This window comes from Streptomyces sp. PKU-EA00015 (genome assembly GCF_013387495.1).
Classification (GTDB): domain Bacteria; phylum Actinomycetota; class Actinomycetes; order Streptomycetales; family Streptomycetaceae; genus Streptomyces.
Map to the genome: position 1 here is coordinate 113631 of NZ_JABZEE010000050.1, position 10804 is coordinate 124434.

The 10804-nt window shown below is 69.0% G+C and carries 11 protein-coding genes and 4 tRNA genes; 5 read left to right on the forward strand and 10 right to left on the reverse strand.

The features are described 5' to 3' along the window. Window positions 1–62 precede the first annotated feature (62 nt). Entirely contained in the window at window positions 63–362 is a 300-nt protein-coding gene (locus HW130_RS27835) for a YtxH domain-containing protein (RefSeq protein WP_177152491.1), read from the reverse strand. A 172-nt stretch (window positions 363–534) separates the two neighbouring features. Between HW130_RS27835 and HW130_RS27840 the strand changes: the two genes are divergently transcribed. The 4 genes from HW130_RS27840 to HW130_RS27855 all read left to right on the forward strand — a co-directional run bounded on the left by HW130_RS27840 (window position 535) and on the right by HW130_RS27855 (window position 1039). Next, a tRNA-Asn gene (locus HW130_RS27840) sits at window positions 535–607 on the forward strand. Window positions 608–612: 5 nt separating this feature from the next. After that, window positions 613–685, forward strand: a tRNA-Asn gene (locus HW130_RS27845). Window positions 686–690: 5 nt separating this feature from the next. Beyond that, window positions 691–763: transfer RNA gene (locus tag HW130_RS27850), tRNA-Asn, on the forward strand. A gap of 199 nt (window positions 764–962) precedes the next feature. Beyond that, window positions 963–1039, forward strand: a tRNA-Ile gene (locus HW130_RS27855). A 326-nt stretch (window positions 1040–1365) separates the two neighbouring features. On the opposite strand, the gene HW130_RS27860 is transcribed toward HW130_RS27855, so the two are convergent. Genes HW130_RS27860 through HW130_RS27870 form a run of 4 tightly spaced genes read right to left on the reverse strand, consistent with a single transcriptional unit; the run spans window position 1366 to window position 2965 of the window. After that, window positions 1366–1656, reverse strand: coding sequence for a hypothetical protein (locus tag HW130_RS27860; RefSeq protein ID WP_177152492.1), 291 nt, complete (start codon window positions 1654–1656; stop codon window positions 1366–1368). A 42-nt stretch (window positions 1657–1698) separates the two neighbouring features. Further along, window positions 1699–2193, reverse strand: coding sequence for a hypothetical protein (locus HW130_RS27865; protein WP_177152493.1), 495 nt, complete (start codon window positions 2191–2193; stop codon window positions 1699–1701). Beyond that, window positions 2145–2405, reverse strand: coding sequence for a hypothetical protein (locus tag HW130_RS37085; protein ID WP_375256597.1), 261 nt, complete (start codon window positions 2403–2405; stop codon window positions 2145–2147). Before HW130_RS37085 ends, HW130_RS27865 begins: the two co-directional genes overlap by 49 nt. Beyond that, entirely contained in the window at window positions 2402–2965 is a 564-nt protein-coding gene (locus tag HW130_RS27870) for a hypothetical protein (protein ID WP_177152494.1), read from the reverse strand. Before HW130_RS27870 ends, HW130_RS37085 begins: the two co-directional genes overlap by 4 nt. Before the next feature lie 1189 nt (window positions 2966–4154). Here HW130_RS27870 and HW130_RS27875 point away from each other — a divergent pair. Further along, window positions 4155–5186, forward strand: coding sequence for a hypothetical protein (locus tag HW130_RS27875; protein ID WP_177152495.1), 1032 nt, complete (start codon window positions 4155–4157; stop codon window positions 5184–5186). A gap of 294 nt (window positions 5187–5480) precedes the next feature. Here HW130_RS27875 and HW130_RS27880 read toward each other — a convergent pair whose 3' ends face one another. From HW130_RS27880 to HW130_RS27900, 5 genes are all read right to left on the reverse strand, one after another. Then, window positions 5481–6431, reverse strand: a complete 951-nt coding sequence (locus HW130_RS27880) for a LysR family transcriptional regulator (RefSeq protein WP_177152496.1) — start codon at window positions 6429–6431, stop codon at window positions 5481–5483. A gap of 20 nt (window positions 6432–6451) precedes the next feature. Then, window positions 6452–7150 carry an NAD(P)-binding domain-containing protein gene (locus HW130_RS27885; protein ID WP_177152497.1) on the reverse strand — a complete coding sequence of 233 codons (699 nt, stop codon included), beginning with the start codon at window positions 7148–7150 and terminating at the stop codon, window positions 6452–6454. A 154-nt stretch (window positions 7151–7304) separates the two neighbouring features. Then, window positions 7305–8825 (reverse strand): MFS transporter, encoded by a 1521-nt coding sequence (locus HW130_RS27890; RefSeq protein WP_177152498.1) that lies wholly within the window; start codon window positions 8823–8825, stop codon window positions 7305–7307. Between the two features lie 109 nt (window positions 8826–8934). After that, a complete protein-coding gene (locus HW130_RS27895) occupies window positions 8935–9498 on the reverse strand; it encodes a TetR/AcrR family transcriptional regulator (RefSeq protein WP_177152499.1) in 564 nt (187 codons plus the stop codon). A gap of 3 nt (window positions 9499–9501) precedes the next feature. Then, entirely contained in the window at window positions 9502–10197 is a 696-nt protein-coding gene (locus HW130_RS27900) for a type 1 glutamine amidotransferase domain-containing protein (RefSeq protein ID WP_177152500.1), read from the reverse strand. Window positions 10198–10804 lie beyond the last annotated feature (607 nt).

The window sequence follows — 10804 nt, forward strand, 5'->3', positions numbered from 1 at the left end:
CATGTGCAGCCGGCAGGCGCCGGAAAACGGCGATGCCGCCGGTTCACCGGCGGCATCGCGTGTCAGGTGTTGCTCGTTCCCCATTCGTCCTCACTGCCGGAGCCCCGCTCCCTCAGTGCGCGGACCCGCTGCGCGACCGACTCCGGCACCCGGTCGCCGACCTTGTCGCTCACGGCGTGGAACGCCTTGCCCGCCGCCTCGCGTCCGTTGTGGGCGGCCGACTCCGCGGCGTTGCGCACCGCCGGGTTCTGGGAGAACTGCCGCGCGGACTTCTTGAGCTGCTCGTAGCGCTCTCGGCCGGCCCGTGTGCCGATCACGTAGCCGATCGCCAGTCCCACGACGAACGTGAGCTTGTACCGCATGGGTGTCACCTTCCGTTGCGTCGGTGCTGCCCGCCTACCCGTCGAGGCCCGTGATCACGCGGTGCCGAACCGATTGGCGGAGCACCCCCCTGCTTGCGCTAATGTATGTGTCGCAGCGAGCGCACGCCCTCCGGGAGCACCCCGGCAGGTGCGTTCGGTGCACACGCAGCAATCCCCTGTAGCTCAATTGGCAGAGCAGCCGGCTGTTAACCGGCAGGTTACTGGTTCGAGTCCAGTCGGGGGAGCGCGATCCCCTGTAGCTCAATTGGCAGAGCAGCCGGCTGTTAACCGGCAGGTTACTGGTTCGAGTCCAGTCGGGGGAGCGCGATCCCCTGTAGCTCAATTGGCAGAGCATTCGGCTGTTAACCGGAGGGTTGCTGGTTCGAGTCCAGCCGGGGGAGCAGAGACGGAAGAGGGCCCCGACGAGGGTCCTTTTTCGCGTTCCGGAGGGTCTTCCTTATGTTCTGCGCGACATCCGGAACCGGGCGGCACGCAGGGAAGTCCTCATGGTCGAGCGTTGCCGACCGTGCGAGGCAGGAGATCGTATGACCGGCTATGCTGCGGCAGACGGCGCGCACAAATGTGCGCGACGCGCCGTGAGGGGCGGTAGCTCAGCCGGTTAGAGCAGCGGACTCATAATCCGTCGGCCGTGGGTTCGAGTCCCACCCGCCCCACCACAGACCAGCGGTGAACAAACGTTCTGCCAGCATCTTTGTCAGCGGGAGCCAAGTGCAACAGGCTCTTGTCAGCCCGTCCGATCATGCAATCACGCATGTCGGGGCAATGTGTGGGACGCAGGTCACGCGGCGGGACGGAATCCCTCATCCGGCTCATCGCCCTCGGTGTCCACGCCCGTCTCCAGTGCCTCGTCCTGCTTGTCCGGTCGCGTCGGCTTGTCTCGTCGGGGACCGACCTTCTTGGATCGGGGTACGACCGCGCTCCTGGATTCCGCTCGGCGGTCAGGAGCTGAGGCAGGCCGCTCGTGTAGGTGACCCGTGCGCTTTCACTCTGCGACCCGTTCCGGCATCCAGACCAGCGCCTTGAGTCGCTTGATCGGCGGCAGCTCGACCATCGTGGCCCAGTTGGTCATGCAGTCGCCGCGCTTGATGCCGCTGCCCAGGAACGAGCTGAGGGTGGCGTTGATGCGGTGCATCGTGGCGGCGCTGGTGATCTTCCGCTTGCCCTTCCGGCCTTCGCGGAGGGCGGCATTGGCATCGAGGTGAGCGCGGCGCGTGGTGCGGCGCTCCTTCTCCGTCGCCCGGAAGGTCGGGCCGAGTGATCGGCGGCCTCCCAATGAGTGCCGTCGATGGCCAGCCACCCCAGTCACGCGGGCCGCTCAGGTCAGGACGGCATTTCCATCCACGGACACCACGCACACCGCGTGAACAGCATGGGCTTCGGTGACCTGCACCCTCGCGGGGTCCCAGAGGCGCACCGTGTGGTCGAGGCCACCGCTCGCGAGGAACGTGCGTCCGTGAACGGGCAGTGTGCACAGCGCCCCAATATCGTCGCTGTGTCCACGCAGCGTGAGGACAGCGTCGCCAGAAGCGGCATCCCACAGCTGTATGGCATCGCCGGTCGTACAGGCGAGCAGTGACTTGCCTTCCACCTCCAGCGGGCACAGCTTGAGCACCGGCTCCGCACTGCGATGGATGGTCCGTACGGTTTCCCCTGTCACGGGATCCCATAGCCGTATGGTCGCATCCGCGCCGCCGGTGGCCAGGAGCACGTGACTGCCGACCTCGATCGCGCACATGGCGTTGATCGCGTCTTTGTGCCCGGTCAGCATGTGCAGCGGCGTCTCACTGGAGAGGGGATTCCAGAGGCGCACGGTTGCGCCGATGCCTGCGAAGCGAGGAGATCGCCGTGGAGCGATGGGACGCTGCGCACAGTGTTGACCCAGTCGGTGTGCCCTGTGATCACCCGCACACATTCTTCAGTGGTGGGATCCCATAGACGTACGGTCTTGTCCGCACTGGCGATGGTCAAGTACGTACTGCCCCCCGACCTGAAGTTGGCAGAGGTCGTACACGGTGCTGCTATGCCCCCTCAGCGTGAGGAGTTGGCCGGCACCGGCCTCTGTCGTCGGATCCCAAAGGCGCACTACGCCCCCCGGTTCCGATGGCCAGGTGCGGGTGACCGTCGATCGAGCACTCCCACAGCGCCCTGATCCCGCCGAATCGGGGCCGCAGGACCCTTGTCACCCGGGCCAGAACCGGATCCCAAAGACGCAGAGTGCCGTCCTCGGCTGCGCTGGCGCGCATGGAACGACCCTTGACGATGAGGTCGCAGACGGCGCGGACTTCTTCCGTGTGCCCCTCCAGGACCGCTTCCTTGGCCTGCGGAGTGACCACCGCCCACGCGGCCCGGTAGCGGCTGTCGGCTGCGTACTCCCGGTAGGTACGGCCAAGCCCCTCCTGGGCTTCGGTGACGCTGAACAGTGCCGCGCGCTCCGCAGGGCCCGCGTCGATGGCCAGGGGCGTCTGACGCAGAATCAGCGCATGCCCTCGTGCCTCGGTTGTCCGAGCCGGCCCCACCACGGGGAGTAGTCGGCGCAGGTCGGCGTGGAGTGGGTACGTCATGTCGGCGAGCAGGTCATCCACGGCTCGGCCACGCAGCGCATGCCGCGGCAGCGAACGCAGGAGGTACGCAGGTGCGTTGTCCCAGCCATAGGCCTGTCCGTGGGCGATGAAGGCGCGAGTGAGAGCGCGACCTGCGCCTGCTCATCCGCACAAGCGCACCCGGGCGCTGTATGGTCGCCGCACCGCAGGACTTCGATACCCGGCCCGGGGGCTTTGCCCCGCAGTGGACTTGGCCATCAGCTGACCGACGCACGCTTCCCGAACGGTCCCTGTAATCGCATCAGCCCCCGCGGGACTGAGCGGCCCGCGGCCATGCCCCGCGCGCACCGCACGCTCGACCCCGGTTCACCACCGCTACGCAGCGGGGGGACGGCCGCGGGCGTTGCTCCTTTCACTGTCGGACTTGGTACGAGCGGTAACGGGCATGATCTCTCCTCCCGACGCTGCACCCAGGATTCACCATCCATAGACCGACAGGTAGCGCCGCGCCCCATCTCTGCCCCATCGCCGTTTCACAGCTGCGCTAGGGGGCGTGCGATCCGGGGCACGCGCCTCCTCTGCAGCACTTTCACCTCTCGTCTGCCCTATGAAACCGTGGCTACCCGACCAGTGATGTGTAATTCTCTGATTGCCCGGCTGTCCTGATGTCATCGGATTCCGCCGGGTGTTCCAATAACGCCATGCGTGCAAAGGGGGTTGGGGGGTAAAACCGGCTGGGGCAGCCGGTTCCTGTATCGCGGTGGTGATGCTCAGGGGATCTGGGGAATCCCTGAGCGAAGTCGCACAGTCCAGCGTCGCCAGTGGCGCCGCGATGCAGCCGTTGTTCCGAGCCGTGCTGGTTCCGTGCTGTTCAGCACTTCCATCATCACGGGGACATCCATCGCCTGCCGCAGAGAGCTGGCAGTTCCTCGGTGAGTGGTGGCCGACCCTCGTCATGGAACGGATGTCGGCCTCCGCCTTTTCCGGCTGAAGCTGCTGCGCACCACTGTGCCTACGGCCCGGTGTTCCGATGACGCGATTTCTATCAGCACAATGCGCCTCGGTGTGCCCGGAAATCAAGCAGAAACGACGAGCCGCAAGGTTCCTTCACTGGCGACCTTCCTACCCCAGCATCATCCCATTGCCGATCCAGGCAGAGAGAAGGAAAGAGATGCACCCGAAAAGCCGTGGAAGTCTCACGGGGTGGCCGGCTCGAATCCTACGAGCTCTGATGACGGTCGCGCTCGCCGCCGGCCTGATCGCTCTCGCGCCGTTCACCGCACACGCGGCCCCGAGCCGTGGATTCGCCTACGTCTGGGCGAACCAGGCGTCCGCTCCGCTCAACACGCCCTACACGCCTTCCGGTTACTACAGCAGGAACTCAACCGGCGCCGTGAACACGGTCGTACGGACGGGCACCGGCCAGTACACGGTACGCATGCCCAGGCTGGGCCTGCTGGGCGGCACCGTGCACGTCACCGCCTACGGGGCGACATCCCACTCCTGCAACGTCGCCTACTGGACCCCCGTCGGCGACCGGCTCGACGTGCACGTGCGGTGTTTCACCCCGTCCGGCTACCGTGCCAACGCCCGATTCACGGCTAGTTTCGTGAACACGTCCTACCTCGGCGGCAGGTTCGGGTACGTGTGGGCCAACCAGCCGAGCACCGGCTCGTACACGCCGTCGACGACTTACCAGTTCAACTCGGCCGGAGCGACCAACACCATCACCCGGGGCGGCGTGGGCCAGTACACGGTGCGGCTACCGGTCATCGGCTCAGCGGCCGGACACGTGCAGGTGACCGCGTACGGCGATGTGCTGGCACGCTGCAAGGTCGTCAACTGGTACCCCTCCGGAACCGCTCAGCTTGTCAACGTCCGCTGTTTCACCCTCCGCGGCGCCCTGCGCGACGCCCGGTTCACGCTGACCTACGCCCGCGGCACCGGCATTCTGCGCACCACGCCCGCAGCGTACGCCTGGGCGAACCAGCCGACCGCGGGCTCGTACACGCCGGCGCTGGCGTACCAGTACAACTCCGCTGGGTACACGAACCGGATCACGCGCACGGGTGTCGGCGTCTACCGTGTCTGGGTCCCCGGCATGCCCCTGGGCTACGGCGACGTGCAGGTGACGGCCTACGGCACCAGCTCCGCGCACTGCAAGGTGGACTACTGGACACCAAGCACTGGCATCCAGGTGCGCTGCTACACCGCATCGGGGGCACCGACTGACACCTATTACGACGTGTCATTCGCACGGTAAGTGAAGCTCACGGGCGACGGCATGACAGGCCGGCGCCCCGTGAGACGCAAACCAGTAAGGGGCTTGCCGGAACTGCACCGGCGGCGGGGCCACCGGCGCCCTTACCCTGCCCGTCCGGTCGGATCGTCTGGTGTGGTTCGGCTCGCCCATCCCCTTTACGGCGAGATCATCCGGGCGCGGTGCCCTCGGACCGCGGAAGTGAACCGCCAGCCGAGGCCACATGGGCTCCGCCCAGCAGAGCCCATGTGCGTGGGAAAGGGAATCCGCTGCGGGCGGGTTCCATGTCCGAGGGGGTCACCAGGTGCGGCCCGCATCGAGGAGGAGGTCGCGGACCCGGTTGACATCCGGGTTGGCGGGCCTGCCGGGGCGCTGGACGAGATAGCCGGTGTTGATGGGCGGGTCGTCCGGTTCGTGCAGGGGCACCAGGGCGCCTGAGGCGAGTTCGTCCTGGCACAGGAAGCGGGGCAGGACGGTGAAGCCGGCTCCCGCGGTGACCGCGGCGAGTACGCCGCGCAGGTCGGGGACGGTGACGGCGGCGGGGCAGGACAGCCGCGTGCCGAAGACGTGGCGCCAGTAGCGGCGGGCGATGGGCAGGTCCTCGGCGTAGGTGACCAGGGGGACGGCGTGCAGCGCGGCCGGGCCGTCGGCGGCCAGCCGTTCCTTCAGGCGGCCGGCCCAGGCGGGCGCGGCGACCAGGACGAACTCCTCGTCCATCAGCGGCACGGCGGCCAGCGCCCTCCCGCGCGGCCGGACGGTGGCGATCACCAGGTCATAGCGTCCGGCGCGCAACTCCTCCAGGAGCGGGTCGGTCAGGCCCATGGTCACGCGCAGCCGTACACCGTCGGCGGCCAGCGGGGCGAGTGTCGGCAGGACCCGGGTGCACAACAGCTCGGCAGGCCCTGCCAGATGGACGGGGTCGGCCGGCTTGTCCGGTGCGGTGTCGGGCCCGGCGACGGCGGCGAGCGCGTCGAGGGGCGCGGCCACGCCGGCCGCGAGATCGTGGGCGACAGGTGTCGGGGCGACGCCGCGCGGCAGGCGCTGGAACAGCTCGCGGCCCGTCTGCCGTTCCAGGGCGCGGATCTGGGTGGTCACCGTGGGCTGGGACAGGCCCAGCAGTCCTGCGGCGGCGGTGAAGGAACCGGAGCGGTACACAGCCAGGAAGGTGCGCAACAGGTTCAGGTCCGGTGGGGGTACGGCAGCGGACTGCCGTGCCCCGATCGGGCCATCGGGATCCTTATGTCTCACGAAGGAATCCTATCCGCCCCCTATGGCAAGGCGAGCTGTGGCGGCGTCCCGGAGCTTTGCGCCCGGAACGCGGCCGGGCGCTCGGGGGACGCCTCGGCCAGCGCCTCCGTCACCTCGGCGACGCCGCCGCGCAGGCCGTAGACGGGGGTGCCGGGCTGCTGTCGCCAGGAGTCGTCGATGCCGCCGGCGTCCACGGTCTCGAAGCCGAGCTCGTCGATGAGACCGCGGACGATGTTCTTGGCGGCCTCGTCGTCGCCCGCGACCGGCAGCGCCATCCGCTCGGGGTCGTCCTTCGGGCGTGGCTTGTCGAGGATGTCCTGGGCGTAGGTGCCGTTGAACGCCTTGATCACCGGGTGACCGAGGTGCTGCTGCGTCCAGCGGCTCTCGGTGAGCCCCTCGTCCTCGATGGCGGCGATCCTCCCGTCGCGCTCCTTGGGGTAGTAGTTGCCGGTGTCGATCACGGCGAAGCCGTCGGCGGCCCCGTCGAACAGGCCGGGCGGAAGGCCGGGGATGTTCTTGAGCGGGATGGTGACCACAACGACCTCGGCGCCTCGGGCCGCTTCGGTCACGGCTACCGGGGTGGCGCCGGTCTCATCGGCCAGCGCGGTCAAGGTGTGCGGGCCGCGGGAGTTGGCGACGGACACGTCGTGGCCGAGGGCCGTCAGCCGCCGGGTGAGGTTGCCGCCGATGTTGCCGGCGCCGATGATGCCGATTTTCATGGGGAGTCTCCTTGAGTCGGGGTGGGTGGAAAGGGCGGGGTGCTGTGCGGGCCGTGTCACACGGCGTCGAGCGTTCCTTTCCTGGTGAGCTGGACGGGCTGAACCGAAGGCCGGGACGGGCCTGTTCGGCGAGGGGATGTCCTGACCGTCGAGGTCAGTTGGCGACGGTGTTCAGTGGAGCTGGCCGGGGCGGCACCGACGGAGCCGGGAGGCTGTTGGCCTGGTGCCGCACGATGCGGCTGGGTGCCGCGCCGTTGAAGTTGAGGCCGGTGAGGGCGACCAGGGCGAGGAGAGCGAAGGCCAGGGCGCCGAGGGTGAAGACGACGCTGTACTGCGTCTCGGCTGGCAACGCAGGTGTGCCGGGCGGGAGATGGGGCAGGGTGTTGGCGGCCAGCAGGATGGTGATGACGGCCGAGCCCGCGGAGCTGCCGACCGAGCGGGCGATGGAGTTGATGCCGTTGGCGATGCCGCTCTGGTGGGCGGGCACGCCCGCGGCAATGAACGCGGGAAGGGTGGCGAAGCCGAAGCTGACGGCGATGCCGGTGAGAATGCCCGCGATGACGACGGATGCGGTGCTGTCGTGGGCGAGGGCAAGCCAGACGAAGCCGGCAACGCCCGAGGCGGCGCCGGCAGCAAGGGTGACGCGGGCGCCGATGCGGCGCACCAGGGTGTCGCCCAGCTGCGCGGCGATCAGTGAGGCGAGGGTGCTGGGCAGCAGGTAAGTGGTCGCGGCGCCCAGCACGGAGGCGGAGAAGCCGTAGCCCGCCAGTTCCCTGGGGGTCCGGACCAGGAAGGCGATGCCGATGAACTGGGTGAACATGCCGAAGCCGAGCAGCACACCGGCGATGTTGGTGAACAGCACCGGCCGGAACACGAACATGGTCATGTCCACCAGGGGCTCGCTGACGTGCCGCTCGACGACCACCCAGACCGTGGCCAGGACGGCCGCGGCGGCGAACAGGATCAGGGTGCGCGGGGAGCCCCAGCCCCAGCTGTTGCCCTGGGAGACGGGCAGCAGGAACAGGACGAGGCTGGCCGCCAGGGTGGCCGCGCCGGCCCAGTCGGTGCGTCCGCCAGTGGTCTCGCGGGAGGGCGGGACGGCGGCGATGACGCCCACGAGAGCGATCACGGACAGGGCGGCGGCCATCCAGAAGACGCGGTGGTAGTCGGGATCGGTGCCCTGGGTGAGCAGACCCGCGCCGACCAGGGCGAGTCCGGCGCCGACCGCGAGGGTGCCGCTGACCAGGCCCATGGCGCCGGACAGACGGCGGGGCTCCAGTTCATCGCGCAGCACGGACAGGGCCAGCGGGAAGATCGCGGTGGAGGCGCCCTGCATCGCCCGGGCGGTCAGCAGCAGGGGCAGGGAGCTGGTGGTGGCTCCGAGGACGGAGCCGGCCACGGTGACCAGCAGGATGCCGATGAGAACGGGGCGCTTGCCGCGCATGTCCCCGAGCCGTCCGAGCAGCGGGGTGAAGACGGCTGCGGACAGCAGCGTGGCGGTGGTCAGCCAGCCGGCGGCGGAGGCGGTCAGGGACAACTCGTCGCGGATGACGGCCACGATGGGCACCACCAGGGTCTGCATCATGGCCACGACAGTGGCCGCGAGACCGAGGATGTATACGAGTCCGTATCCAGCGCCGGCGGGCGCGGTCGGGGCACGGTGCTTGGACGGCATGAGGGTGTCTTTCGAGAAGAGGTGTTCGGCGGGGCCGAGGCGGTACTGCGGTGGTGGTGCCGGGGAATCCGGGACGGTGACCGGGAACGAACGCGCGGGGCGAGCGCGGTCAGTGGGTCGCGGCCGGGGCGCCCAGCAGGCCGGACAGGAGCGCGTCGGTCGCGGGCCCCAGCAGCAGCCTGCCGTCGCCCACCGACTCCAGCCCGATCACCAGGGCGATCGCGATATCGGCCGCCTCGCCGGGCTCGACACCGCCCACGGTGCCGGCCTCGGCGAACAGGCCGATCAGCAGGCGGCGCAGATCCGCCGTGAAGGTGGTGCAGATCCCGCCGAACAGCCGGGCCTCTTCGTCCAGGAGTTCGGCGGTGTGCGGGGAGTCCCCGGCGAGCTGGAGGACCAGGTCGAGCTTGGCGGCGAGGACGCCCCGGACGCGCTCGGCGTACGGGACGTCCTCGGCGGCCGCCGCCTGCCCGGCGCGCTCCAGTGCCTGGGTGTGCAGGCGGTGGGCGAGCTGCCGGAAGGCATCGTCCTTGCCGCGGACGTACTGGTAGACCGCTGACCGGGAGACGCCCATGGTGGTGGCGATGTCGTCCATGGTGGTGCGCCGCACGCCGTACCGGGTCAGACAGTCGTAGGTGGCGTCCAGGACCTCGCCCAGCCGGTCAGAGCCCATGGCTCAGGCCAGCTTCGCGAGCAGTTCCGCGGCGACGGGGGCGGAGGAGGCCGGGTTCTGGCCGGTGACCAGGTTGCGGTCGACGACCACGTTCGGCGCCCACGGCTCGCCCGCCTGCACCTGCACGCCCGCCTCCGTCAGGCGGGTCTCCAGCAGCCACTTCGCCTTGTCGGCGAAGCCGGCCTGTGCTTCCTCGGAGTTGGTGAACGCGGTCACCTGGTAGCCCGCGAACGCGTTGGACCCATCAGTCTTCACGGCCGCGAGCAGAGCGGCCGGGGCGTGGCAGACCACGCCCAGCGGCTTGCCCGCTTCCAGGGTGTCGGTCAGCAGCTTGCCGGAGGTGGCATCGACGGCGAGGTCCTCCATCGGGCCGTGACCGCCGGGGTAGAAGACCGCGGCGTAGTCGTCGAGGTTCACGTCCTCGAGCTCGATCGGGTTCTGCAGCTCGGTCATCGCGGCGAGCGCGCTCGCGATCTTGTCGGCGTTCTCCTGGCCGCCGTTGACCTCGGCGGCGAGGCTGGCCTTGTCCACCGTGGGGGCGACGCCGCCCGGGGTGGCTACGACGATCTCGTGGCCGGCGGCCCTGAACGCCTCGTACGGGGCGACGGCCTCCTCGGCCCAGAAACCGGTCGGGTGCTTGGTGCCGTCGGCCAGCGTCCAGTAGTCGACGCCGGTCATCACGAAAAGGATCTTCGACATGGTGTTTCTCCGAGGGTACGGGCCCGGCTGACCGGGCCCGGAGGGGTGGGTTGCGTATCGCGCGCTCCGAGGTGCTGCGTCCGCTGACACTCTGCGGGCGCTGACACTTTGCGTGCAGACCGTCAGAGCGGCGATGTCCTCGACAGTAGGTCGCGGTGCGATAGGTATCCAATGAGGAACCCAATGCCTGTCATTGGAATTCCAATGAGTGGGCGGGAATAGGGATCAGCCGGAGTATCCGACCTCCCAGCGGGCGCGGCGGAGGCACCCGTACTGCCGGCTCCGTGTGGGAGCCGGCTCTGGGCTCGGCGGCGTACGGGCCGTGCGCGCTGGGGCCTGTCACCGGGACGTCGGCGACAGGGCAGCGACCGCTCCCTCGAGGAGCGGGACCGGGCACTGCTGGGGGAAGCTCCAGGAGGACCGGCGTGATCTTGTCCATCTCCCCGAGGCAGGAATAGGCTGTCATTAGTCACTGTTCTTGACTGTCATTAAAGCTGACTAAACTCTTCGGGCGGGTGACCGCCCCTTATGCAGGAGACCCCCCATGAGCGAGAACCTTCCCGGAACCGGTCGCATCCATGAGCCGCTGACCCGCGACAACGCCGCC